Below are 24,578 nucleotides of genomic sequence, written 5' to 3' on the forward strand. Positions count from 1 at the left end.
TCGTACGGGCCGTCCCGCTCCCCGGCGCGGAGAAGTCCGCCCCGGGCACGCATACCCGTACACGCGGATCCGCATCCCGGCGCGGGTCAGGCGGCCGGGGCCGGTCCGTCGTACGTGCGCGTCACTCTACGGGTTGTGCGACGGCAAACGGGAACCAGTCCACGGCCCCGGGGCATCTGCCCGGATCGTCCCCCTACCCTGCGGTAATCCTGTCTGGCAGGCTGCCGTCATGACTGCGCGCGCCGCCGACCGGGCCCGTTACGACCGGGCCACCGCTCACCTGGACGCCCCTCTCGCGATCGTGGATCTGGAGGCATTCGACGCCAACGCGGACGATCTCGTACGCCGGGCCGGCGGCAAGCCGATCCGGGTCGCGAGCAAGTCCGTGCGCTGCCGGCACCTGCTGGAACGGGTGCTCGCGAAGGACGGCTTCGCGGGGATCATGTCCTTCACGCTCGCGGAGTCGCTGTGGCTCGCCCGGTCCGGGTTCGAGGACATCCTGCTGGCCTATCCGTCCGCCGACCGGGCCCGGTTCGCCGAGCTGGCCGCCGATCCCAAGCTCGCCGCCGCCGTGACGGTGATGATCGACGACCCGGCACACCTCGACCTGATCGACGCGGCCCGCGACGGCGGGACCGAAGTGGTGCGGGTCTGCCTGGAGTTGGACACCTCGCTGAAGCTGCTCGGGGGCCGGGTGCGGGTCGGGGCCCTGCGGTCGCCGCTGTACTCCCCCGCCCAGCTCGCCGACCTGGCGCGGACCGTGGCCCGGCGGCCGGGGTTCAAGCTGGTCGGGATCATGGGGTACGAGGGCCACATCGCCGGGGTCGGGGACGCGGTCGCCGGCCGGCCGCTGCGCTCGCGCGCGGTGCGGCTGATGCAGGCCACCGCGCGCCGTGAGCTGGCGGAGCGGCGCGGCGCGGTGGTGCGGGCGGTCCGTGCGGTGGTGCCGGACCTGGAGTTCGTCAACGGCGGCGGCACGGGCAGTGTGCAGACCACGGCGGCGGAGGACGCGGTCACCGAGATCGCGGCGGGCTCGGGCCTGTACGTGCCGCGGCTCTTCGACAACTACACGTCGTTCACCGGCCGGCCGGCCGCGCTCTTCGCCATGCCGGTGGTCCGGCGGCCGGGTGTCGGGGTGGTGACCGTCCTCGGCGGCGGCTATCCGGCCTCGGGCGTCGCGGGCCCGGACCGGCTGCCGGTGCCGTACCTGCCGGAGGGGCTGTCGTACGACTCGCAGGAGGGTCCCGGCGAGGTGCAGACCCCGTTGCTCGGTTCGGCGGCGGACGATCTGCTGATCGGCGACCGGGTGTGGTTCCGGCATGCCAAGGCGGGCGAGCTGTGCGAGCGGTTCGCCGAGCTGCACCTGGTCGAGGGCGACCGGGTGACGGCGACCGTGCCGACGTACCGGGGCGAGGGCCAGACCTTCCTCTGACCGTCTTCCTTCGACGGTATTCCGGCTTCCTCCGACCGTATTCCGGCTTCCTCCGACCGTATTCCGGCCGTCTTCTTCTGGGCGTCTAGCGGGCCGGGCGGATGCCCTTGGTGATCTCGTCCATGTCGGAGAGCGGCGGCCCGTCCGGGCCCGCGTCGAGGGCGATCCGGACGACGGCCGGGGCCGGGATGCCGGAGTCGGAGGGGAAGGCGAGGGACTGGACGTAGCCGCCGGATCCGTCGGCCGTCCGTACCCGCCAGCGCACCAGGTATCCGTCGTGTCCGGCGACCGCCACCCGCCCGGCCTCGACGACCTGGTGGGAGCGGATGCCGCCGTAGGGCTGCCGGCCGTCGGCGTCGTGGCCGTAGGCCGTCTCGGCCGCGTCGGGTACGTCCCGTTCGGCGACGGTGCGCGGCGAGGCGCCCTCGGCGCTGCCCGCCGTACGGCTCATCACCTGGCCGTGGCGGCAGCGGCCGGTGGCGGCCGGGCAGGCGTAGGTGCCGTCGGTGGTCATCACGACGTCGTCCTCGGCGAGGGCGGACGTGCCGGTCCAGCCCTGCGGGACGGGCAGGGCGATGCCGTTGAGCCGGTCGACCACCAGGGACGGGGGCGGCGGGGCGGCGGGGGCGCCGTCGACCCGGGTGTCGCGGCCGCCGGCCACGTCCGTACGGAGGACCGTCCCGCCGGCGACGATGGCCGTGGCCAGCACCGCCCCGGCGGATATCAGCGCGACCGCCTTGGCCCGGCCGGACGCCCCGGCCGCCGGGGTCGGCGGCGCGGGGAGGCCGGTCGGGGTGCGCCGGTGCTCGGTCCAGGCGCGTCCGTCCCACCAGCGCTCCAGGTGCGGAGCCTGTGGGTCGGCGTACCAGCCGGGCGGCGTCATGCTCACTCCCGCACTGTAGGACGGGAGTTGGGGCGGCTCCTACAGGGGTGTGACGTACGCCCCGGAGATCCCGCCGTCGACCAGGAAGTCGCTGGCGTTGACGAAGGAGGAGTCGTCGCTGGCCAGGAAGGCGACGGCGGCGGCGATCTCCTCGGCCTCGGCGAACCGGCCGAGCGGGATGTGCACCAGGCGGCGGGCGGCCCGCTCGGGGTCCTTCGCGAACAGCTCCTGCAGCAGGGGGGTGTTGACCGGTCCGGGGCACAGGGCGTTGACGCGGATGCCCTCCCGGGCGAACTGCACGCCCAGTTCCCGGGACATGGCCAGAACTCCACCCTTGGAGGCGGTGTAGGAGATCTGGCTGGTGGCCGCGCCCATCCTCGCCACGAAGGACGCGGTGTTGATGATGGAGCCCTTGCCCTGCTGCCGCATGTAGGGGATGGCGGCCTTGCAGCACAGGTAGACGGAGGTGAGGTTGACCTCCTGGACGCGCTTCCACGCCTCCAGGCCGGTCTCCAGGATGGAGTCGTCGTCGGGCGGCGAGATACCGGCGTTGTTGAAGGCGATGTCGACGCTGCCGTAGGTGTCGAAGGCGGTCTTGAACAGCGCCTCGACCTGCTCGGCGTCGGTGACGTCGACCTTCACGAAGATCCCGCCGACCTCCTCGGCGGCGGCCTTGCCGCGGGCCTCGTCGACGTCACCGCAGACGACGTGGGCGCCCTCGGAGGCGAGCCGCCGCGCGGTGGCGAGGCCGATGCCGCTGCCGGCTCCGGTGATGACGGCCGTACGGCCGACCAGGCGTCGGCAAACTGGGGTGTCGGTCACTGTGCGGAGCCCTCCGTGCTGATGAAGACGTTCTTGGTTTCGGTGAAGGCGGTGAGGGCGTCCGGGCCGAGTTCACGGCCGATCCCCGACTGCTTGAAGCCGCCGAAGGGGGTCCAGTAGCGGACGCTGGAGTGGGAGTTGACGGACAGGTTGCCGGCCTTGACGGCCTGCGAGACGCGCAGCGCGCGGCCGACGTCCCGGGTCCAGACGGAGCCGGAGAGCCCGTAGTCCGTCCCGTTGGCGAGCCGGACGGCCTCGGCCTCGTCGTCGAAGGGGATGACGGCGGCGACCGGTCCGAAGACCTCCTCGACGGCCACCCGCGCGTGCGGGTCGACGCCGGTGAGGACGGTCGGCGGGAACCAGAAGCCGGGGCCCTCGGGGGCCTTGCCCCGGATTCCGGGCGCGTCGGCGTCGACGTACGAGCGGACCCGCTCCAGCTGGGCCTTGGAGATCAGCGGACCCATGTCGGTGCTCTCGTCGGCCGGGTCGCCGACGGTGACGGACTCGATGGCCGGGGCGAGGAGTTCCAGGAAGCGGTCGTAGACCGGGCGTTGGACGAGGATGCGGGTGCGGGCGCAGCAGTCCTGGCCGGAGTTGTCCAGGAAGGACATGGGGGCGGCGGCCGCGGCGGCTTCCAGGTCGGCGTCGGCGAAGACGAGGTTGGGGCTCTTGCCGCCGAGTTCGAGGGTCACCCGCTTCACCTGGTCGGCACAGAGCGCCATGATGCGCTTGCCGACCCGGGTGGAGCCGGTGAACACGATCTTGGCGACGCCCGGGTGCCGCACGAGCGCCTCGCCCGCGATGTCGCCGCGGCCGGGCAGCACCTGGAAGAGGTGCTCGGGCAGGCCCGCCTCCAGGGCGAGTTCGGCGAGGCGGAGGGCGGTGAGGGGGGTGGTCTCGGCGGGCTTGAGGACCACCGCGTTGCCCGCGGCCAGCGCGGGGGCGGTGCCCCAGGCCGCGATGGGCAGCGGGAAGTTCCAGGGGGCGATCACGCCGACCACGCCGAGGGGTTCGAGGAGGGTGACGTCGAGGCCGCCCGGGACCGGGATCTGGCGGCCGGTCAGGCGCTCCACTCCCCCGGCCGCGTAGTCGAGCAGGTCGCGGACGTTGCCGGCCTCCCAGCGGGCGTTGCCGACGGTGTGCCCGGCCTCCCGGACCTCCAGCCGGGCCAGTTCCTCCCGGTGTTCGTCGACGACGACGGCGAAGCGGCGCAGCAGCCGGGCCCGGTCGCCGGGTCCGAGCGCGGCCCACCGCTCCTGGGCGTGCGCGGCCCGTCGTACGGCGGTGTCGACGTCCTCCTCCCCGGCCCCGGGGACGGTCGCGATCACCTCCTCGGTGGCCGGGTTGAGCACGTCGAGTTCGTACGGGTGCTGTTGCGACAAGTGGTGCCTCACATGCGTTCGAAGGAGCGGCGCAGCTCCCAGTCGGTCACCGCGGCGTCGAAGGCCTCCAGCTCGACGCGGGCCATGTTGCGGTAGTGCGCGACGACCTCGTCGCCGAAGGCGGCCTTGGCGATGGGGCTGTTCTCCCAGAGCTCGGCGGCCTCGCGGAGCGTGGTCGGGACGTGGGCGAAGTCGGCGGTGTAGGCGTTGCCGGGGCAGGCCTCGGGGAGTTCCAGCTTCTGCTCGATGCCGTACAGCCCGGCCGCGACCAGTCCGGCGACGGCGAGGTGCGGGTTGACGTCGCCGCCGGGCAGCCGGTTCTCGAAGCGCAGGGAGCGACCGTGGCCGACGACCCTGAGGGCGCAGGTGCGGTTGTCGTTCCCCCAGGCGACGGCGGTCGGGGCGAAGGAGCCCGGCTGGAACCGCTTGTAGCTGTTGATGTTGGGGGCGTAGAGGAGGGAGAAGTCGCGGAGGGCGGCGAGCTGTCCGGCGAGGAAGTGCCGCATCACGTCGGACATGCCGGGCCCGTCGGGGGCGGCGAAGACGTTGTGGCCGTCCGCGTCCGTCAACGACAGGTGGATGTGGCAGGAGTTGCCCTCCCGCTCGTTGTACTTGGCCATGAAGGTGAGGGAGACGCCCTCCTGGGCGGCGATCTCCTTGGCGCCGGTCTTGTAGACGGCGTGCTGGTCGCAGGTGACCAGGGCCTCGTCGTAGCGGAAGGCGATCTCGTGCTGTCCGGGGTTGCACTCGCCCTTGGCGGACTCGACGGTCAGGCCGGCCGCCGCCATCTCGTTGCGGATCCGGCGGAGCAGCGGCTCGATCCGCCCCGTCCCCAGCACCGAGTAGTCGATGTTGTACTGGTTGGCCGGGGTCAGCCCCCGGTAGTTCGCGTCCCAGGCCGCCTCGTAGGTGTCCTTGAACACGATGAACTCCAGCTCCGTACCGACCTGTGCGGTGTAGCCGAGTTCGGCGAGGCGCTCCAGCTGGCGGCGGAGGATCTGGCGGGGCGCGGCGACGACCGGGGAGCCGTCGTTCCAGGCGAGGTCGGCGACGAGCAGGGCGGTGCCCGCGTTCCAGGGCACCCGGCGGAGGGTGGACAGGTCGGGGTGCATCGCGAAGTCGCCGTACCCGCGGTCCCAGGAGGACATGGCGTACCCGTCGACGGTGTTCATCTCGGTGTCGACGGCGAGGAGGTAGTTGCAGCCCTCGGTGCCGTGGTGCAGGACCTCGTCCAGGAAGAAGCGGGCGGAGAACCGCTTGCCCTGCAGCCGCCCTTGCATGTCGGGGAAGGCGAGGACGACAGTGTCGATCTCACCGCTCGCGACGAGGGTGTGCAGTTCCTCGATGCTCAGCGGGGGTGTGCGGTCTGCCACGGGGGAGCTCCTTCGGCTTCTTTCACGATGGTGCTGTGCTTCTGTGGCCGGGGCGGGAGCTCTAAGGTATTGGTGAGAACCATTGCTTGGGAAGGGGGTACGGCCATATGTCGCTGGACGCGGACGGCGCCCTCGACGATCCGTTGACTCCGGTGCTGCGACCCGTGCGGGCGGGCAACGGCTTCGAGGAGGCGCTGGAGCAGATCCTCCAGGTGGTCCGGCTGGGGCTGGTCCCGGGCGGCGAACGGCTGCCCGCCGAGCGGGAGCTGGCGGAGCGGCTGGGGATCAGCCGGGTGACGCTGCGCGAGGTGCTCAAGGTGCTCCAGGACCAGGGTCTGGTGGAGTCCCGGCGCGGGCGGTACGGCGGCACGTTCGTGCTGCCGCGCGCGGACGCGGGCGGCGAGGACGAGCTGCGGCGCCGGATCGCCGAGGTGGACATCGAGGACGTGCTGCGCTTCCGGGAGGTCCTTGAGGTGGGTGCGGCGGGCCTGTGCGCGGCCCACGGCCTGACCGGCGAGCAGGCGGCCCGCCTCCGCGAGGCCCTCGCCCGCACCCACGAGGCCCCGCTCGCGGACTACCGCCGCCTGGACACCCTCCTGCACCTCACGATCGCCGAGCTGTGCGGCTCGCCCTCGCTCACCGCCCAGTACGCGGCGGTACGGGCGACGGTCAACGACCTCCTCGACTGCATCCCGCTCCTGGTGCGCAACCTGGAGCACTCCCAGCGCCAGCACATCGCGCTGGTGGAGGCGGTGCTGGACGGGGACGCGGACGGCGCCCGGGAGATGATGCGGGAGCACTGCGCGGGGACGGCGGCGCTGCTGCGGGGCTTTCTGGCGTAACGGCCCATCGGCGTGTCATAAAGGTACGCACGAACACCTTTGTGACACGGGAGGGGCCCATGACCGGACGGCCGCTGATCGGCGTGAGCACGTATCTGGAGGCCGGCGCCCGCTGGGGCGCCTGGGAGCTGGAGGCGGCCCTGCTGCCGGCCGGCTATCCGCGCCTGGTCCAGCGGGCCGGCGGCCTCGCGGCCCTGCTGCCCCCGGACGATCCCGGGCTGGCGGCGGCGACGGTGGCCCGGCTGGACGGCCTGGTGATCGCGGGCGGCCCGGACGTCGAGCCGGTCCGCTACGGCGCCGAGCCCGATCCCCGCACCGGCCGACCGGCCCGCGCCCGGGACGCCTGGGAGCTGGCCCTGATCGACGCGGCGCTGACGGCGGGCATACCGCTGCTCGGCATCTGCCGCGGCATGCAGCTGCTGAACGTCGCCCTGGGCGGCACCCTCGTCCAGCACATCGACGGCCACGCGGAGGTCCCCGGCGTCTTCGGCAGCCACCCGGTCAAGCCGGTCCCCGGCACCCTGTACGCCGGGACGGTCCCTGACGAGACCTCCGTCCCCACCTTCCACCACCAGGCCGTGGACCGCCTCGGCGAGGGCCTGCTGGCCTCCGCGCACGCCACGGACGACGGCACGGTCGAGGCGATCGAACTCCCCGCCGACCGCGGCTGGGTCCTCGGCGTCCAGTGGCATCCCGAGATGGGCGAGGACCTGCGCGTCATGCGGGCCCTGGTCACAGCCGCGTCCTGAGCCACTCCAGGGCCGCGTCGCCCTGCGCGCGCTGGAACGCGCGCAGGGTGGGCAGACCGGGCGGCGCGGGCCGCACCGAGTGCTCCAGGAAGAACCCGGCGAGCGCGGCCAGCGCCGCCGTGACGGCATCGCGATCGGCCTCCCGACCAACCGGATGCGCGCCGAACACCTCCTCCGGGTCCGGCCCGCCCTGGGCCCGCACACACGGCAGCATCACCAGCAGGTCGAACCACGGCGCGGCCCGCACGGCATGCGGCCAGTCCACGAAGACGACTCCCCCGTCCGCCGTCAGCAGCATGTTGTCGGCCCGCAGGTCGGCATGGGCGAGGGTGTCCCCGCCGACGGCCGCGGGCCACGGCTCGGCGAGACGGGCCAGGTCTTCGAGCCGTGCGACGGTCCAGCCGTCGAGCCGTCCGACGGCCCCGTCCGGACCCTCGATCAACCTCCGCCAGCCGTCGAAGGTGTCCGCGAGGTGCTCGGCGGCGGGCGGGGCCTCCACGGGGGACGGCGTGAGCGTACGACCGAGGGTGCCGACGGCGTCGAGAACGCGCCCCAGTTCCTCCGGCCGCCAGGGAATGTCCGGCTGACGCCCGTCCACCTCCTCGAAGACCAGCGCCACCCAGGTGCCGTCGTCATAGCTGCCGAGCAGACGGGGCGCGGGGACGACGGCCGGCAGCGCGGCGGCGTTCCGGGCCTCCGCGCGGTGCAGGTCGGGACTGTGCGGGTTCGCCTCACCACTGACCGCCTTCACGAACCCGGTGCGATGACCGGCGGTACGGACCCTGGCGGCAACACCCGGCGAGAACCCGCCGGGTTGCGTGACGGCATGCACGACCGGCCCACCACCGAGAACCTCGGCAACAGCACCGCGAACGACCCCGGGCAGAGCCTCCCAGGGCATCCGGGCACCTTCGGCGGGCGGGGCGACAGGGATGGTCATGAGGGGATGGTGAAGCCGCCTCACCGCCCACCGCCACGCATTTTCACCCCACCACCGTCCAACCAGACCTCACCCCCTCAACCAACCGAGTCGGGTGGTGGGTGGGTGGGGGTCAGGCTCGGGTCAGTGACAGGAGTTCTCGGGCCGGGCCTGTTGGGCGGTGCCCTGTTGGCCAGACCGCGCGGAGGTCGCGGCGCAAGGCCACGCCGTCCACCGGGATGCTCACCAGCCGGCGCATGGCGAGTTCCTCGCCGACGGCGAGTTCGCTGAGTACCGCGGGGCCCGCGCCGCTGACCGCGGAGGCCTTGACCGCGGTGGTCGAGGAGAGTTCGATCAGTGGGCGGGCGAGGCCGCCGAGGGCGACGTCGAGGACCTGGCGGGTGCCGGATCCGCGCTCGCGGAGGATGAGGGGGGTCGCGGCCAACTCCTCGGCGGCGAGCGGGCGTCGGCGGCGGGCCCAGGGGTGGGCGGGGGCGACGACGACGATCAGCCGGTCATGGGCGATCACGGCGGAGTCCAGGCCCGGCGGGACGGTCAGCCCCTCCACGAAGCCCAGGTCGGCCTCGTCGGCGAGCAGCCGTTCGGCCACCGCCGCCGAGTTGCCCGCGAGCAGGGAGACCGCCGTGTCGGGGCGCTGGGCGCGCAGCGCGAGCAGCCAGCCCGGCAGCAGGTACTCGGCGATGGTCATGCTCGCCGCGACCCGCAGCCGCGAGTCCCGCCGGTGCCGCAGCGCCTGCGCCCCCGCGTCGAAGGCCTCCGCCGCCTCCACCACCCGCCGCGCCCAGTCGGTCACCAGCGCCCCGGACTCGGTGAGCCGGGAGCCGCGGGGCGAGCGGTCGACGAGGGCCACGCCCAGCTGCCGTTCCATCGAGCGGATCCGGCTGCTGGCCGCCGGCTGGGTGATGCCGACCTCCCGCGCCGCCGCCCCGAGACTGCCCAGCCGCGCCACCGCCAGCAGCAGCTCCAGCGCCCCGAGATCCGGCACCCGGTGCGCCAGCGTGCCACCACCACCCGCCCGTTCCTCCGCCTGGCTCATAAGACCAGCTTATGCCCCCATAGAAGAACACTCCCTGGTCGCGGGCGCGGGCCGGCGGGACCGTGGAGACATGGTCACCGCAGTCCGGCATCTCGGCCCCAACTGGTACGCCTCCGCCATGGGCACCGCGGCCCTCGCGCTCGGCGGCGCCGCGCTCGGTGGCGGCGGCCCGCGTGGGCTGTTCGTCGGCGTCTGGGCGCTGTCGCTGCTGCAGCTCGTGGTCCTGCTGGTGGCCCGCGCCCTGCACTGGATCCACCACCGCGACCAGGCCCTCGCCCATCTGCGCGATCCTGCGGTCGCCCCCTTCTACGGCTGTCTCTCGATGGCGCTGCTGGCCGTCGGCGGCGGCGCCCTGGCGCTCGGCCGGGACTGGATCGGCGAGCCGGCGGCCGTCGTGCTCGACGCCGTGCTGTTCGTCGCCGGTACGGCCGTCGGGCTGACGGCGGCCGTCGCCGTGCCGTACCTGCTGGCCGTACGGCATCGGGTCGAGCCCGGTCAGGCCACCCCGGCGTGGCTGCTGCCGCTGGTCGCGCCGATGGTGTCGGCGGCGCTCGGGCCGCAGCTCGTCCCGCATCTGCCGGCGGGGCAGCCGCGCGAGACCCTGCTGTTCGCGTGCGTGGCGATGTTCGGGATGAGCCTGCTGGTCACCCTGCTGATGCTGACCCTGGTCTTCGCCCGGCTGGTGACCCGCGGCCCGCTCCCGCTGGCGCTCACCCCGACGATCCTGCTGGTGCTGGGGCCGCTCGGGCAGTCGACCACGGCGGTGGGCGTGTTCGCGGACCTCGCGCCCGGGGTCGTACCGGCCCCGTATGCGGCCGGTTTCGGCCTGCTCGCCGTGTTGTACGGCGTCCCGGTGATGGGCTTCGCGCTGCTGTGGCTGGCGCTGGCGGTCGCGCACGTGGTGCGGGCCCGGCGGCACGGCATGCGGTTCGCGATGACCTGGTGGTCGTTCACCTTCCCGGTGGGCACCTGTGCCACCGGCGCGACCGCCCTCGCCCGGCACACCGGCCTCGTCGCCTACGACGCGCTGGCGGTCGGCCTGTACGGCCTGCTGGTGGCCGGCTGGCTCGCGGCGGCGTCCGGCACCGTGCGCGGACTGCTCAGCGGCGAACTGCTCGCAGCGCCTCGGCCAGCGCCCCCGGCGCTGTCGCCAGCGACGGTCCGTACCACGTCAGGTGCCGTCCGCTGACCAGCGCGCAGGCCAGCCCGGGGAAGGCCTCCGGGCCGTCGTCGGCGGTGAAGCGGTAGGGCTCGTCCGGGAGGACGACCAGGTCGGGGGCGGCGTCGTTCAGCTCCGCGACCGGCACGCGGGGGTAGCGCTCGGCGTGGGTGGCGTACACGTTGGTGAAGCCGAGCCGGTGCAGGACGTCGCCGGCGAAGGTGTCCCGGCCGAGGACCATCCAGGGGCGCCGCCAGATCGGCACCACCACGGTTCCACGGGGTCCGGGCACCGGCGCCGACCAGGCCGCCTCGGCCTCCGCGAGCCAGCGGGGGCGGGGGTCCGCACCGCAGGCGGCCAGCACCCGGGCCAGTTCCCGGAAGGCCTGGGGCACCTCCCGTACCTCCGTGACCAGCACCTTCACCCCGGCCGCGCGCAGTGCGTCGAGGTCGGGGGCGCGGTTCTCCTCCTCGTTGGCGATCACCAGGTCGGGAGCGAGGGCGAGGATCCGGTCGAGGTCGGGGTTCTTGGTGCCGCCGATCCGGGGGACGTCGAGGTCGGCCGGATGGCTGCACCAGTCCGTGGCGCCGACCAGCGCTCCCGGCGCGGACACGGCCACCGTCTCGGTGAGCGAGGGGACCAGGGAGACGACCCGCATCAGCGCTGACGGTCCTGGACCGCCTCGATGTGTTCCGCCACCGCCACCACGATCACCCTGGTGTCCGGGACCGTCGCCCGCCAGCGGTGCCGGACCCCGCCGGTGAGGTAGAGGGTGTCGCCGCGGCCGAGACGGTAGGCGCGGCCCTCGGCCTCGATCTCCACCGCGCCGTCGGCGACGTACATCAACTCGTCGTTGCGGTGCTGGAATTCACGGCCGGCGTCGTGGTCGCCGGTGAACTCGGACGCGTGCAGCTGGTGGTGACCGCGGACCAGGGAGCGCACCTGGGGCGCGAAGTCCGGCTCGGTGGCGGCGTCGGCCCGTACGACGTCCACGCTGCACGCCGGGTCGGCGGCGGCGAGGAGTTCGACGGCGGTGGTGCGCAGGGCGTCGGCGAGCTTCTCCAGGGAGGTGCGGCTGGGGCGGGCCCTGTCGTTCTCGATCTGGCTCAGGAAGGGCACCGACAGGCCGCTGCGCTCGGCCACGACGGCGAGGGTGAGCTCCAGCGAACGGCGGCGCCGTCGCACTGCCGCGCCCACCCGCACGGGCTGCTGGTCTTTGTGGTCGCCCATCGCTCCGGCTCCCTCCTTCGCTCGTCGTTCCGTCCCCCGGGTGTCCGGCGGCGGCCGGGCCCCTCCTGAGGGGTTCTCTGCACCCTACGCATGTTCGGCAAACCGTTTCAGGCGGCCGTCACATCCCCGTCACGTCCGGTGAGCCCGACCCTCACAGTTCGCGCCAGTACACGAGCTCGCCGGACTCGCCGGGCGCGGACTCCTCCTTCGGGATGAAGACGCTGACCAGGAGGGCCGGACGGCCGTCGGGGTCGGTGATCAGCGCGGCCGACGGATTGGCGAAGGCACCGCTGCCGCCGGGGGTGCGCAGGCCGACCCGGTCGGCCCGGCCGGAGACGGGGTCGTAGGCATACGTCGACCAGCTCCCGAAGTCGTTCCGCAGGCGCTGGCCCTCGATCAGGACGAGGGGGCGCCCCATGAGTTCAATGCGCGAGCGGTCGCCGATGTTCCCGGCGGTGCCCCAGGCGAGGAGTGCCTGGTCCAGGCGGTGATCCGGGCGTGCCTGCCAGTGCGTGAAGTCCCGCAGGGTGGCCCGGAGTTGGCGGTCGGTGGCGCAGCCGGCCCGGTAGTGGCCGGTCAGTTCCACGGTGTCGCCGCGGACCGCGGTGAGGTCCGGGGTGCCCTCGGCGCAGTCGGACAGCGTGCGGGGGGCGTCGAACGCGCGGTCGGACCTTCCGGCCAGCAACGCGGCGAGGTCTGGGTAATGCCGTAGCGCTATGTGGTTGGCCGGATCCTTTTCGTAGGCGAGGACCCATCCGCCGGTGCCGTCGGGGTGCAGGGAGGGCTGGCTGGTGCCGGCCCCGAAGTCGTGGCGGCGGGTCCAGACGCGCAGGTCGGTGGAGGTGGCGACGGCCGTGTGGAAGCGGTCGTCGGCGAGGGTGGTGTGGTAGGCGGCGAGGTAGCCGCCGCCGTACGCCGCGGGCACCGGGGTGATCTCGGCGGTGTCCATGGTGCGGCCGGTGTCGTCCCGGGCGTCGAAGACCGCGCCGTCGGCCCGGCCCACGTCCCCGGCGAGCGCCTCGAAGCGGGCGGTGGCCGCCGAGGCCGGGTCCGGGCTCGCCGCCGGCAGCCGGGGGACGGTGACCGCGGCCGTCAGAAGCAGCAGCAGGGGCAGCAGCCGGCGGATCACGGGGTGCTCACAGGAAGGCGCGGGGGCGGGGCGTCAGAGCGTACGGCCCCGGGCCCGGACCGGTGCCGGGTGGGCGGGGTGGGGTGCGCCACACCCCGCCCGGCGGCTCAGGTCCCGACCGGCGCCCACTTGTCGACGAGACCGGGGTTCCGCTTCAGCCAGGAGCGCACCGCGTCCTGTTCCTTGCCCTGGCCGGCCTTCTGGATGGCGGCCTCAAAGGCCGGTGAGCTGCCGCTCCGTCATCGAGAAGTCCTGGAGCCACTTGCCGACCCGCGGGTTGCCGTCGGCGAAGCCCTTGCGGGAGAGGGTGTGCACGCCGTCGCCGGAGCCCCAGGCGCCCTGCGGGTCCTTGAGCTTCTTGAGGTCGTAGTCGCTGTAGGCCCAGTGCGGGGACCAGAGCGTGACCAGGATGGGCTGCTTCTCGGCGTAGGCCCGCTTCAGCTCGGCGAGCATGGCGGGCGTGGAGCCGTCGACGACCTGGTAGGCGCCGTCGAGGCCGTACTCCTTGAGCACCTTGGTCTTGAGCAGGCCCATCATCCCGGCGCTGGGTTCGATGCCGACGATCTTCCCGCCGAACTCGGAAGCGTGGTTCTTCAGGTCGGCCAGGGAGTTCACGTCCTTCACGTACGAGGGGACGGTGAGCTCCAGGGAGGTGGGCCCGTACCAGCTGCCGAGGTCGTCGAGCTGCTTGCCGTACTTCTTCCAGTACTCGGCGTGCGTGGTGGGCAGCCAGGAGTCGGTCTCGAAGTCGAGCCGGCCGGTGGCGAGACCGGTGTAGAGCGGGCCGGCCGCGTACTGGGTGGTGGTCACCCGGTAGCCGCGTTCCTCCAGGATCTCCTTCCAGAGGAAGGTGGAGGCGATGCCCTCGTCCCAGGGGATGTAGCCGATCTTGAGCTCCTTGCCCTGGCCGACGTCGGTGGCCGAGGCCTGGTCCGTGCTGTCGGAGGCGGAGCCGAAGACGCCCATCCCGCCGGCGACCAGGGCGAGGACGACGATGCCGACGCCCGCCTCGAAGCCGAACCCGATGTCGAGCCGGCCGATGGCCTCGTTGACGGCGCCGCCGAGGCCGCCGGTGCCGACCATGCCGGCGATCACGACCATGGACAGGCCCAGCATGATGACCTGGTTGACGCCCGCCATGATGGTGGGCAGCGCGAGCGGCAGCTGGACGCGGAGCAGGGTGTCGCGGGGGGGGTGGTGCCGAACGCCTCGGCGGCCTCGACGGGTTCGGCGTCGACCTGGCGGATGCCCAGCTCGGTCATGCGGACGCCGGGGGCGAGCGCGAAGATCAGGATGGCGGTCACACCGGCGGCGGTGCCCAGGCCGAAGAAGAGGATGGCCGGGATCAGCAGGACCATCGACGGCATGGTCTGGAGCAGGTCCAGGACCGGCCGCACGGTGGCGCTGACCGCCTTGGAGCGGGCCGCCCAGATGCCCAGCGGTACCGAGACGACCAGCGCGATCAGGGTGGCGACCAGGACCAGCGCCAGGGTGGACATGGCCCGGTCCCACAGGTCGAGGGAGTCGACGAGCGCGAACCCGGCGAAGGCGAGGACGCCCGCGCCGACGCCGCGCGGCCACCGGGCCAGTACCGCGAGGATGCCCGCGAGCAGCAGGGGTGCGGGGGCGGTGAGAACGCCGTCGATGCCGTCGTACATGCCCTCGACGACCGCGCGGATCGCGTCGAAGAGCCAGGACATGTGCGCGACGGGCCAGTTGACGCCGGAGTCGACCCAGTCGCCGAGACGCAGCCTAGGCACGGGCGGTCACCCGCTCTCCGCCGTCGCAGACCACGGGCGCGTCGTCCGCCTCCGCGAGGAAGCCGACCAGCCGCTGTCTCGGTACGACGCCCACGACCGCGTGCGCCGTGTCGAGGACGGCGACCGGGTGGCTCAACCGGGCGCTGAGCGCGCACAGTTCGGTGAACGGGGTGTCGGGGGTCACGGTGGCGCAGCCGCAGTCCGCCTCGTCGGCGGGGCGCGGCAGGATGTCCTCGGCGGTGCCGGTCTGGACGATCCGGCCGTCGCGCACCACGGCGATGCGGTCGCCCAGGCGCATGGCCTCGTTGAGGTCGTGGGTGATGAAGACGATGGTCTTCCTCAGGGTCTTCTGGAGTTCCAGGAGCTGGTCCTGCATGTCGCGGCGGATCAGCGGGTCCAGGGCGGTGAACGACTCGTCCATGAGGAGCAGGTCGGCGTCGGTGGCCAGGGCGCGGGCCAGGCCGACGCTCCCCCAGTGCCTTAAGGGCCTGGGGGGACCCCCAGCCGCATGCCACCGGACAGCTCGTCGGGCCAGGAGTCCGCCCAGCCGGCCAGTCCGCACAGCGCAAGGGCCCCGTCGGCGCGGCGGTCGCGTTCGGCGCGGGGCACGCCCTGCACGGCCAGGCCGTAGGCGGCGTTGTCGCGGACGGTGCGGTGCGGGAAGAGCGCGAAGTGCTGGAAGACCATGCCGATCTTCCGCGAGCGCAGTTCGCGCAGTTCGCGGTCGGTGAGAGCGGTGAGGTCCTGGCCGTCGAAGCGGACCTGGCCCGCGGTGGGTTCCAGCAGGCCGTTGAGCGTGCGCAGCAGGGTGGACTTGCCGGATCCGGACAGGCCCATCACGACGAATATCTCGCCGGCCTCGCCCTGGAAGGAGGCGTCGAACGCGTACGTGGGCCAGGGCACGTGGTCTCCACGGCCCCCGACCCGTCGTGCAGCACCCGGTCGCCGTCAGTGCCGTACGGCATGATGCGTGGCGTGACCGCACGACTGATGCTTCTCGACACCGCCTCGCTGTACTTCCGCGCCTACTTCGGCGTCCCGGACTCCGTGAAGGCGCCGGACGGCACGCCGGTCAACGCCGTGCGCGGGCTGCTGGACTTCATCGACCGGCTGGTCAAGGACCACCGCCCGGACCGGTTGGTGGCCTGCATGGACGCCGACTGGCGGCCGCAGTGGCGGGTGGATCTGATCCCCTCCTACAAGGCGCACCGGGTCGCCGAGGAGCGGGCATCGGGACCCGACGAGGAGGAGGTGCCGGACACCCTCTCCCCGCAGGTGCCGGTGATCGAGGAGGTGCTGGACGCGCTCGGGATCGCCCGGGTCGGCGTCGCCGGGTACGAGGCGGACGACGTGATCGGCACCTTCACCGCGCGCGCCGACGGCCCGGTGGACATCGTCACCGGCGACCGCGACCTCTACCAGCTGGTGGACGACGGGCGCGGGGTGCGGGTGCTGTACCCGCTGAAGGGCGTCGGCACCCTGCAGACGACGGACGAGGCGTGGCTGCGCGAGAAGTACGGGGTGGACGGGCCCGGGTACGCGGATCTCGCGCTGCTGCGCGGCGACCCGAGCGACGGGCTGCCGGGCGTGCCGGGCATCGGTGAGAAGACGGCCGCCAAGCTGCTCGCCGAGTTCGGTGACCTGGCCGGGATCATGGCCGCGGTCGACGACCCCAAGGCGAAGCTCACCCCGTCGCAGCGCAAGCGGCTGGACGAGGCCCGCCCGTATGTCGCCGTGGCGCCCACGGTGGTCCGGGTCGCGGGTGACGTACCGCTGCCGGACGTGGACACCGTGCTGCCGAAGGCCCCGCGCGACGCGGCCCGGCTGGACGCGCTGTCGGCGCGCTGGGGCCTGGGCGGCTCGCTGCACCGGCTGCTGGTGACACTCGGCGGGTGACGGCCTGAGAATTGTTCTGGCAAAACGCGCTCATCAAGTGTTCATGGAAGAGGTGTTAACTGGGGTCGAGATGCTAACTTAGGTAAACCTAACCAATGGAGCAGGGAGACCGGTCATGGCAGAGCGCCCGGGTCGCAAGCCGCGTAAGCCCCAATCCGCCCAGGTCGTGCGCACCGAACGACTGACCCCGCACATGCAGCGTGTGGTCCTCGGCGGTGACGGACTGGCCGGCTTCGCCGCGGACACCTGCACCGACCATTACGTCAAACTCCTCTTCGGCCCGGAGGGCGTCACCTATCCGGAGCCCTTCGACCTGGAGCGGATCCGCGCCGAGTTCCCGCGCGAGCACTGGCCGGTGACCCGGACCTACACGGTGCGCTCCTGGGACGCCGAGCACCGTGAGCTGACCCTGGACTTCGTCGTGCACGGCGACGAGGGCCTGGCCGGACCGTGGGCGTGCCGCGTGCAGCCGGGCGAGACCGTGCGCTTCATGGGCCCCGGCGGCGCCTACGCCCCCGACACGGACGCCGACTGGCATCTGCTCGCCGGCGACGAGAGCGCGCTGCCCGCGATCGCCCGCTCCCTGGAGTCCCTGCCCTCCGGATCGCAGGCCTTCGCCTTCATCGAGGTGCCCGGTCCCGAGGAGGAGCAGAAGATCGACTCCGATGTGCCGGTCGTCTGGCTGCACCGCGGGGACCGGCCGGTCGGCCAGGCCCTGGTCGCGGCGGTACGGGCGCTGGAGTTCCCGGAGGGCCGGGTGCACGCCTTCGTCCACGGCGAGGCGAGCTTCGTGAAGGAGCTGCGGGCGCTGCTGCGCGTCGACCGCCGGATCCCGCGCGAGGACCTGTCGATCTCCGGCTACTGGCGCCTCGGCCACAACGAGGACGGCTGGCAGGCCTCCAAGCGTGACTGGAACGCCCGTATCGAGGCGGAGCAGGAGAGCGGCGGGGCGGCCGCCGCCTGAGAAATCCGTGAGCCCGGCCCGAAAGCCGCGCTCCCCCAAGACCCGAAGACCGGCGGCACCCGCAGGCGCCGCCGGTCCGTGTCACCCGTGAGGGCCGCTCACACCGACCGCTGGTAGGAGCGGAAGGTCCTGATCGACAGCCATACGGCCGCGACCGCCAGCGCCAGCAGCGCGCCGCCGCGCCCGAGCACCGCACCCCAGTCGGGGTCCGCGGACATCGCCGAACGGCCCGCCACCATCGCCCAGTCGAGCGGGTTGAAGTCGGCGATGTGCCGTATCCAGCCGGGCATCTGGGACGGTGCCATGAAGGCGCTGGACAGGAAGGTCAGCGGGAGCAGCAGGAAGGTGTTGATCCCGATGATCGACTCCCGCTCCCGCACCAGCATGCCGAGCGCGTTGGACAGCGCCCCGAAGACGGTGCCGAGCAGCACGGCGGCCACCACCAGGACCGCGATGCCGCCGATCCCGCCCGGGTAGTCGGCGCCGCCCAGCAGCCCGAGCAGCACGATGATCAGCGACTGTCCCGCGGTGATCAGGCCGTTGTTCACCACGTTGCCGTTCATCAGCGCGGCCCGGCTGACCGGTGTGGTCAGGAAGCGGTTGAGGGTGCCGCGCTGGATCTCCTCCAGCGTGCCCATGCCCGCCCACATGTTGGAGCTGAGGGCGCTCATCACGACGACCCCCGGCACCAGGTAGTCGAGGTACGAGGTGGTGCCGAAGCCGCCCAGCTCGACGACCTTCTTGAAGAGGTTGCCGAACAGGAAGAGCCAGATCACCGGCTGGATCAGGGTGATGATCGCGTACGCGGGCTGACGGGCGAACACCAGCAGCTGACGCTGGGTCATGTACCAGGTCTGGGACAGGGCGTTGCTCATCGCGCACCTCCGGCCAGGGCGAGGGAGTCGGTACCGCCGGCCTCGGCCTCGGCGTAACGGCGGCCCGCGTAGCGCAGATAGACGTCGTCGAGCGAGGGACGGGCGACGGTCGCGGCGGCCACGCTCACCCCGGCCCGCTCCAGGGCCGCGAGCAGCGCGGGCACGGCGGCGGCCCCGTCGTCCGCGCGGACGCTGATCCGACGCCCGTCGAAGTGCACCTCGTGCACCCCCGGCAGCCCGGTCAGGGCACCGGCGAGCAGGGTGCGGCCGGCGTCCCCGGGGGTCTCGCGCAGCTCCAGGTGGACGGCGTCGCCGCGGAGTTCGCCCTTGAGGGAGTCGGGGGTGCCCTCGACCACGACCCGGCCGCGGTCGACGATCGCGATCCGCTCGGCGAGCCGGTCGGCCTCCTCCAGATAGTGCGTGGTGAGCAGGATGGTCAGCCCCTCCTCCCCCGCCAGCCGGCCGATCTCCTCCCACATCGCGGTGCGGGCCTCCGGGTCGAGTCCGGTGGTGGGCTCGTCCAGGAAGAGCACCTCCGGGCGGTGGACGAGGCCGAGGGCCACGTCGAGGCGGCGCCGCATCCCGCCCGAGTAGCCCTTGACCGGGCGGCTCGCGGCGTCGGTGAGGGTGAAGCGGTCCAGCAGTTCGTCGACCCGGCGGTCGAGGGCGGTACCCCGCAGGCCGTAGAGCCTGCCCTGGAGCCGGAGGTTCTCCCGGCCGGTGGCGACCGGGTCGGCGCCGGAGTTCTGGGCGACCACGCCGATCGCGCGGCGCACCCGGTCCGGGTGGCGCAGCACGTCGTGGCCGGCCACGGTGGCGGTGCCCGAGTCGGGGCGGGCCAGGGTGGTGAGGATCTTGACGGTGGTGGACTTGCCGGCGCCGTTGGGCCCGAGGAGCCCGAAGACGATGCCGGGTTCGACGGTGACGTCCATGCCGTTGAGGGCGGTGACGTCGCCGGGGTAGGTCTTGATCAGCTGGCGCGCCTGCACTGCGGGCGCACGGGTGTTCATGACAGGGCTCTCCTGAATGAGCGGATGACAGCTGATCCGCCTGAGGAGCGCCGGGCTATCCTGGGTGTGCCGCACCTCGATCGCCCGGATCTGCCTCTCGGCGGGTTCAGCTCGGGGTTCGAGACCCTGGCGGGGCTGCTGCAACAGCTCCGCCGGGGTCTGTTCCTGTTACCGGTCCACTGCTTCTGCTACCGGTCCACCTCCGTGAACTCCGGCGGGAACTCGCCGGTCTCATGGAACCGGCGCCAGCCCTCGACGCCCGGCAGTGAACCGTCCCGTATCTCCCGCACGAAGCCGCGGACCCACGCGGTCTGCGCCTCCAGCATGTGCAGGTGGTACTCGACCTCGACGACGAACAGCCGGGGCAGGGTCTCGTGCAGCTTCTCCAGCACGGCACGGCCGCCGGCGACCTCGACCTCCAGGGAACTCAGCCGCTCCGCCAGCAGGCGCTCGACCTCGTCCGGCGGCAGGGCGCCCATCAGCGAGAGCGCCGTCTCGAAGATCGGGTACTCCTTGGCCGGGACGGCCATCAGATCCGACAGCCAGTGGACCATCTCCTCGCGCCCGGCCTCGGTGATGCCGTAGACCGTGCGCTCCGGGCGATTGCCCTGCCGCTCCACGTCGGCCACCTCGACGAAGCCGTGCTTCTCCAGGTTCTGCATGACCGTGTAGAGCGAGCCGTAGTTGATCCGGGTGCTGGTGTCCTTGCCCTGACGGCGCAGGGTCTGGGCGATCTCGTACGGATGCATCGGCTTCTGCCACAGGGTCGTCAGCACGACGAGCGCCAGCGGATTGCCGAGCTTGCGCCGCTTCACCGCCACGCCGACCTCCTCGCCTCCGAATATCCGTGACCGAACATATCGCGTGCCCTACGCGAACGTCAATACACACGATGTATCGCGTCTGAGGGGGCCACGCAAGGACGTGAGCACTTGGGCCCGCCCCCGACATGCCGGTGTGACGCGGCGGAAACAGCACGTCCCTAATTTCTGTCGCTCGACAGGAAATCCGCCTGACAGGCAGGTATCGCCGTGACCACCACCGACGAACGCTCGCTGAGGAAGACCGACGACCACTCCCTGGAGGAGTTCGGCTACCGCCAGGAACTGCACCGCAGCCTCGGCCGGTACGCCTCGTTCGCCGCCGGGTTCTCCTTCATCTCCGTACTGACGACCGTCTTCCAGTTCTTCGCCTTCGGGTACGCGTTCGGCGGCCCGGTCTTCTTCTGGGCCTGGCCGGCCGTGCTGATCGGCCAGTTGCTGGTGGCCGCCTGCTTCGCCGAACTGGCCGGGCGCTACCCGATCTCCGGCGCCATCTACCAGTGGTCCTCCCGCCTCTCGAACCCGGCGTTCGGCTGGTTCGCCGGGTGGATCATGGTGATCGGGCAGATCGTGGTGGTCGCGGCGGCCGCGCTGGCCCTGCAGATGGTGCTGCCCGCGCTCTGGTCCGGCTTCCAGCTGATCGGCACGGACCCGGCGCCGACCTCGGCCGACGGAGCCGCCAACGCCGCGGTGCTGGGCGTCGTCCTGCTGGTGCTGACCACCCTGGTGAACGTCATGGACAACCGGGTGATGTCCGTGATCAACCGGGTCGGGGTGACCGCCGAGATCATCGGCGCGGTCCTGATCGTCGTCCTGCTGCTCACCCACTCCAAGCGCTCCCCCGGCATCACGTTCCACACCGGGACGGCCGCCGAGGGCGGTCTGCTCGGCGCGCTGCTGGTCGGCTCGTTCACCGCCGCGTACGTGATGATCGGCTTCGACAGCGCGGGCGAGATGAGCGAGGAGACGCACCAGCCCCGGCGGACCGCTCCGCGCACGATCCTCACGGCGCTGGGGGCGGCGGGCCTGCTGGGCGGCCTCGTGGTGCTGGGCGGGCTGCTGGCCGCGCCCAGCCTCACCGACGGGCGGCTGGGGGTGGACGGGCTCAGCTACGTCCTGACCAGCAGTCTCGGGGACGGGGTGGGCCGGGTGCTGCTGGCGGACGTCGTGGTGGCGATCGCGGTGGCGACGCTGGCGATCCAGACGGCGGCCTCCCGGATGCTGTTCTCCATGGCGCGGGACGGGCAACTGCCGTTCGCCGACCGGCTGGCGCGGGTGAACCCGCGGACCGGGATGCCGAGTGCGCCGGCCGTGGTGGTGGGGGTGCTGTCCGCCGCGCTGCTGCTGCTCAACTTCGTCTCCCCGGACGCGTTTCTGGCGATCGGGACGACCTGCATCGTGATGCTGTACCTCGCCTACGCGATGGTGACCGGGCCGTTGCTGGTGCGGCGGCTGCGGGGCGAGTTCCGGGTCGAGGGCACGGACGAGACCGGGGCGCCGTTGTTCTCGCTGGGGCGGTGGGGGGTGCCGGTCAACGCGGTCGCGCTGCTGTACGGGCTGGTGATGACCGTGAACCTGGCGTGGCCTCGGGGGGCGGTGTACGACCCGGCGGGCGGGCACTGGTACTTCCGGTGGTTCACCGTGTTGTTCCTGGTCGGGACCGTGGTGGTGGGCGGGGTCTGGAGGCTCACCCGGGCGGAGTCCCGAAGTGCGGTCGCCGTGCCGGAGGCTGTGGCGTAGTCCGTCGGGTGCGGGTGCGGGTGCGTGGGGGCTGGTCGCGCAGTTCCCCGCGCCCCCAAGACGGGGGCGTTCCCCGTAGCCTTGGCTGCAAATGAGACGTAAGACCGCAGCCCCGCCCTCTCCCCTCCCCCAGCGCCAAGGGGTGGACCCCGTTCGGGTGCGGTTGCCCTTCTCCGGTGAGTGGGCGACCGTCGGTGAATACCTTGTGGCCCGGCTCTCCGGAGCCGGGCCCGGCGTCGTCGCGGAGATGCTGGACTCGGGGCTCGTCGTGGGCGCTGACGGACGACCGGTCGGCGCCCACACCCCGTACACCCCCGGCCTCTACCTCTTCTTCCACCGCGACCTGCCCCCCGAGGTCCCGGTCCCCTTCCCCCTCCACGTCGTCCATCGCGACGCGCACATCGTCGTCGCCGACAAGCCGCACTTCCTCGCCACCACCCCCCGCGGCAGTCACGTCACGGAGACGGCGCTGGCGCGGCTGCGGCGGGAGCTGGGGATTCCCTCGCTGGGGGCCGCGCACCGGCTGGACCGGCTCACGGCCGGGCTGGTGCTGTTCACGGTGCGGCCCGAGGAGCGGGGGGCGTATCAGACGCTGTTCAGCGAGCGGCGGGTGCGGAAGGAGTACGAGGCGATCGCGCCGTACGATCCCTCGCTCGCGCTTCCCCGGACCGTGCGCAGCCGGATCCTCAAGGAGCGCGGGGTGCCGGCGGCCAGAGAGATCGAGGGGCCGGTCAACGCGGAGACGCTGATCGAACTGGTGGAGACCAGGGGCGCGTTGGGGCGGTACCGGCTCAGCCCGCGCACCGGGCAGACCCATCAGCTGCGCGTCCATATGAGCGCGTCGGGGGTGCCGATCCTCGGTGATCCGCTGTATCCGGTGGTGACCGGCCCCGTGCCGGACGGTGACTTCCGGCGGCCGCTGCAACTGCTGGCGCGGCGGCTGGAGTTCACCGATCCGGTCACGGGGGTGGAGCATCGGCTCGTCAGCGGGCGGGCGCTGCGGGCCTGGGCGTCGTACGAGGACTGGGCCGGTCGGCCGGACCGTTAGCGACCCAGCCACCAGCGGCGCAGCCGCGGCCAGATGCCGCGCGGGGCGGCCGGCGGTTCGGGCGCGGCCGGGGCGGCGGGTGCCGGAGCCGGACGGGGCTCCACCGGCTCCGGAGCGGCCGGGGCGGCGGCCGGGCGGACCGTGCCGAGCTGCCAGTCGCTCCGCTGCGGCGGGACCAGCGCGGGGCTCGGCATGAGGGTGACGTCCTGCTTCGGCTTCGGGTCGAAGCGGACCGGCAGCTCGACCAGGTGCCGGGAGGCGATGGACGCGCGCCAGCGCAGCTCGTCCTCGTCGCAGTCCAGCTGGATGTCGGAGAGACGGGTGAGCAGCTGGTCGACGCCGACGTCGGCGATGGCCCGGCCGATGTCCTGGCCGGGGCACTCGTGCGGGCCGCCGCCGAACGCGAGGTGCGAGCGGTTGCCCTGCATGTTGGCGTTGAGGTCGGGGCGGACGCGCGGGTCGACGTTGCCCGGGGCGGGTGCGTAGAGCAGTCCGTCGCCCTTGCGGATGCGCTGGCCGCCGAGTTCCGTGTCCTGCTTGGCGAAGTAGGCGAAGACGGTGCTGAACGGCGGTTCGTCCCACAGGGACTGCTCGATCGCCTCGGGCACGGTCATCTGGCCGCCGTTGAGCTGGGCGCGGAAGCCGGGCTCGGTGAGGACCATGCGCAGCGCGTTGGCGAGGAGGTTGGCGGTGGTCTCGTAGGCGGCGTAGAGGACGACCCGCAGGTGCTGGGCGACCTCGTCGTCGTTGAGCCGGGCGGGGTGGTTGACGAGGTGGCTGGTGAAGTCGTCCTCGGAGCGGGCCCGGCGGCGGGCGGTGAGCCGGGTCAGGCAGCCCATGACGTACTCGTTGCTGGCGATCGCGGTCTCGGTGCCCTTGAGGGCGTCCCGGGTGGCCTCCACGATCCGGTCGTTGTACTCCTCGGGCATGCCGAGCAGTTCGCACATGACGGCCATCGGCAGGTGCTCGGAGTACTGGGAGACCAGCTCGGCGCGGCCCTTCTCGCAGAACTCGTTGACCAGCAGCTGGGTGTAGCGGCCGATGAGGCGGCGGATGCTGCGGTGGTCGATGGTGGTCATCGCGCCCTGGACCGCCGCCCGCAGCCGTAGGTGTTCGTCGCCCTCGGCGTGGGAGCAGATGGGCTGCCAGGCGATGTGCGGCATCAGGGGGTGGTCGGGCTTGACCATGCCCTCGCGCAGCGGGGTCCAGACGCGGCTGTCGCGGGTGAAGACGGCGGGCGTGCGGACCATCTGGAGGTTCTCGGTGAGCCCGAGGACCACCCAGACCGGTACGTCGTCGTGGAGCAGGACGGGGGCCACGGCGCCGTGGTCCTCGCGCAGTTTCTCGTACAGCTCGCCCAGGTGGTCCGCGCCGGCGCCGTAGAGCCGTTGCAGTCCGCCGGGGCCGCGGTCGTGCGCCGGGCAGCCGGGCGGTGGGGCCGGGTCGGTGCTGGTGCCGGCCGGGACGGGGGATTCAGGCGTCACAGT

General features: G+C 72.7%; 21 protein-coding genes and 2 pseudogenes. 8 read left to right on the forward strand and 15 right to left on the reverse strand.

What is annotated here, in order from left to right; translation table 11 throughout:
• Positions 1-229: 229 nt before the first annotated feature.
• Positions 230-1,432, forward strand: coding sequence for an amino acid deaminase/aldolase (locus ACIPSJ_RS38265; RefSeq protein WP_359214156.1), 1,203 nt, complete (start codon positions 230-232; stop codon positions 1,430-1,432).
• Positions 1,433-1,517: 85 nt separating this feature from the next.
• Here ACIPSJ_RS38265 and ACIPSJ_RS38270 read toward each other — a convergent pair whose 3' ends face one another.
• The 4 genes from ACIPSJ_RS38270 to ACIPSJ_RS38285 are packed head-to-tail and all read right to left on the reverse strand — an operon-like array spanning position 1,518 to position 5,892.
• Positions 1,518-2,315 (reverse strand): DUF2510 domain-containing protein, encoded by a 798-nt coding sequence (locus ACIPSJ_RS38270; RefSeq protein ID WP_401353101.1) that lies wholly within the window; start codon positions 2,313-2,315, stop codon positions 1,518-1,520.
• 39 nt (positions 2,316-2,354) lie between these two features.
• Entirely contained in the window at positions 2,355-3,137 is a 783-nt protein-coding gene (locus ACIPSJ_RS38275; RefSeq protein ID WP_355710942.1) for a 3-oxoacyl-ACP reductase, read from the reverse strand.
• On the reverse strand, positions 3,134-4,519 hold the full coding sequence (locus tag ACIPSJ_RS38280; protein WP_401352815.1) for an aldehyde dehydrogenase family protein: 1,386 nt from the start codon (positions 4,517-4,519) through the stop codon (positions 3,134-3,136). The genes ACIPSJ_RS38275 and ACIPSJ_RS38280 overlap by 4 nt, the downstream gene beginning before the upstream one ends.
• 8 nt (positions 4,520-4,527) lie before the next feature.
• Positions 4,528-5,892, reverse strand: a complete 1,365-nt coding sequence (locus ACIPSJ_RS38285; protein WP_359214149.1) for a glutamine synthetase family protein — start codon at positions 5,890-5,892, stop codon at positions 4,528-4,530.
• A 107-nt stretch (positions 5,893-5,999) separates the two neighbouring features.
• Here ACIPSJ_RS38285 and ACIPSJ_RS38290 point away from each other — a divergent pair, with 107 nt between their 5' ends.
• Both ACIPSJ_RS38290 and ACIPSJ_RS38295 read left to right on the forward strand, forming a co-directional pair.
• A complete protein-coding gene (locus ACIPSJ_RS38290) occupies positions 6,000-6,734 on the forward strand; it encodes an FCD domain-containing protein (RefSeq protein WP_355710939.1) in 735 nt (244 codons plus the stop codon).
• Between the two features lie 59 nt (positions 6,735-6,793).
• Complete coding sequence (locus ACIPSJ_RS38295) at positions 6,794-7,483, forward strand: gamma-glutamyl-gamma-aminobutyrate hydrolase family protein (protein WP_359214144.1); 690 nt, start codon at positions 6,794-6,796, stop codon at positions 7,481-7,483.
• Here ACIPSJ_RS38295 and ACIPSJ_RS38300 read toward each other — a convergent pair.
• Positions 7,467-8,423, reverse strand: a complete 957-nt coding sequence (locus tag ACIPSJ_RS38300; RefSeq protein ID WP_401352818.1) for an aminoglycoside phosphotransferase family protein — start codon at positions 8,421-8,423, stop codon at positions 7,467-7,469. The genes ACIPSJ_RS38295 and ACIPSJ_RS38300 overlap by 17 nt on opposite strands.
• Before the next feature lie 112 nt (positions 8,424-8,535).
• Positions 8,536-9,459 (reverse strand): LysR family transcriptional regulator, encoded by a 924-nt coding sequence (locus ACIPSJ_RS38305; protein ID WP_359214139.1) that lies wholly within the window; start codon positions 9,457-9,459, stop codon positions 8,536-8,538.
• Positions 9,460-9,529: 70 nt separating this feature from the next.
• Between ACIPSJ_RS38305 and ACIPSJ_RS38310 the strand changes: the two genes are divergently transcribed.
• On the forward strand, positions 9,530-10,648 hold the full coding sequence (locus ACIPSJ_RS38310) for a TDT family transporter (RefSeq protein WP_401352820.1): 1,119 nt from the start codon (positions 9,530-9,532) through the stop codon (positions 10,646-10,648).
• Here the strand turns inward: ACIPSJ_RS38310 and ACIPSJ_RS38315 are convergent.
• The 5 genes and pseudogenes from ACIPSJ_RS38315 to ACIPSJ_RS38335 form a co-directional block, all read right to left on the reverse strand.
• Entirely contained in the window at positions 10,560-11,276 is a 717-nt protein-coding gene (locus tag ACIPSJ_RS38315) for a helical backbone metal receptor (RefSeq protein WP_359214133.1), read from the reverse strand. The two genes, ACIPSJ_RS38310 and ACIPSJ_RS38315, sit on opposite strands and share 89 nt — an antisense overlap.
• Positions 11,276-11,848, reverse strand: a complete 573-nt coding sequence (locus ACIPSJ_RS38320) for an XRE family transcriptional regulator (protein WP_359214130.1) — start codon at positions 11,846-11,848, stop codon at positions 11,276-11,278. Before ACIPSJ_RS38320 ends, ACIPSJ_RS38315 begins: the two co-directional genes overlap by 1 nt.
• Before the next feature lie 151 nt (positions 11,849-11,999).
• Entirely contained in the window at positions 12,000-12,977 is a 978-nt protein-coding gene (locus ACIPSJ_RS38325; protein WP_401352823.1) for a hypothetical protein, read from the reverse strand.
• A gap of 107 nt (positions 12,978-13,084) precedes the next feature.
• Positions 13,085-14,737, reverse strand: a pseudogene (locus tag ACIPSJ_RS38330) (ABC transporter permease/substrate binding protein).
• Positions 14,730-15,616, reverse strand: a pseudogene (locus ACIPSJ_RS38335) (ATP-binding cassette domain-containing protein); the annotation flags it as partial. The pseudogenes ACIPSJ_RS38330 and ACIPSJ_RS38335, both read right to left, overlap by 8 nt.
• A gap of 87 nt (positions 15,617-15,703) precedes the next feature.
• Here ACIPSJ_RS38335 and ACIPSJ_RS38340 point away from each other — a divergent pair.
• Positions 15,704-16,633 carry a 5'-3' exonuclease gene (locus ACIPSJ_RS38340; RefSeq protein ID WP_359209393.1) on the forward strand — a complete coding sequence of 310 codons (930 nt, stop codon included), beginning with the start codon at positions 15,704-15,706 and terminating at the stop codon, positions 16,631-16,633.
• A gap of 115 nt (positions 16,634-16,748) precedes the next feature.
• Positions 16,749-17,597 carry a siderophore-interacting protein gene (locus ACIPSJ_RS38345; RefSeq protein WP_401352825.1) on the forward strand — a complete coding sequence of 283 codons (849 nt, stop codon included), beginning with the start codon at positions 16,749-16,751 and terminating at the stop codon, positions 17,595-17,597.
• A gap of 98 nt (positions 17,598-17,695) precedes the next feature.
• Here the strand turns inward: ACIPSJ_RS38345 and ACIPSJ_RS38350 are convergent, their stop codons facing one another.
• From ACIPSJ_RS38350 to ACIPSJ_RS38360, 3 genes are all read right to left on the reverse strand, one after another.
• A complete protein-coding gene (locus ACIPSJ_RS38350) occupies positions 17,696-18,472 on the reverse strand; it encodes an ABC transporter permease (RefSeq protein ID WP_359209359.1) in 777 nt (258 codons plus the stop codon).
• Positions 18,469-19,482, reverse strand: a complete 1,014-nt coding sequence (locus ACIPSJ_RS38355) for an ATP-binding cassette domain-containing protein (protein ID WP_359209356.1) — start codon at positions 19,480-19,482, stop codon at positions 18,469-18,471. The genes ACIPSJ_RS38350 and ACIPSJ_RS38355 overlap by 4 nt, the downstream gene beginning before the upstream one ends.
• A gap of 188 nt (positions 19,483-19,670) precedes the next feature.
• Complete coding sequence (locus ACIPSJ_RS38360) at positions 19,671-20,303, reverse strand: PadR family transcriptional regulator (protein WP_359209353.1); 633 nt, start codon at positions 20,301-20,303, stop codon at positions 19,671-19,673.
• A 210-nt stretch (positions 20,304-20,513) separates the two neighbouring features.
• Between ACIPSJ_RS38360 and ACIPSJ_RS38365 the strand changes: the two genes are divergently transcribed.
• Positions 20,514-22,043 carry an amino acid permease gene (locus tag ACIPSJ_RS38365; RefSeq protein WP_401352828.1) on the forward strand — a complete coding sequence of 510 codons (1,530 nt, stop codon included), beginning with the start codon at positions 20,514-20,516 and terminating at the stop codon, positions 22,041-22,043.
• A 91-nt stretch (positions 22,044-22,134) separates the two neighbouring features.
• Positions 22,135-23,091, forward strand: coding sequence for an RluA family pseudouridine synthase (locus ACIPSJ_RS38370; RefSeq protein WP_401352830.1), 957 nt, complete (start codon positions 22,135-22,137; stop codon positions 23,089-23,091).
• Here the strand turns inward: ACIPSJ_RS38370 and ACIPSJ_RS38375 are convergent.
• On the reverse strand, positions 23,088-24,575 hold the full coding sequence (locus ACIPSJ_RS38375) for a cytochrome P450 (protein WP_401352832.1): 1,488 nt from the start codon (positions 24,573-24,575) through the stop codon (positions 23,088-23,090). The two genes, ACIPSJ_RS38370 and ACIPSJ_RS38375, sit on opposite strands and share 4 nt — an antisense overlap.
• Positions 24,576-24,578 lie beyond the last annotated feature (3 nt).

The sequence above is a fragment of the Streptomyces sp. NPDC090088 genome (genome assembly GCF_044747345.1).
In the GTDB taxonomy this organism is placed as follows: Bacteria; Actinomycetota; Actinomycetes; order Streptomycetales; family Streptomycetaceae; genus Streptomyces.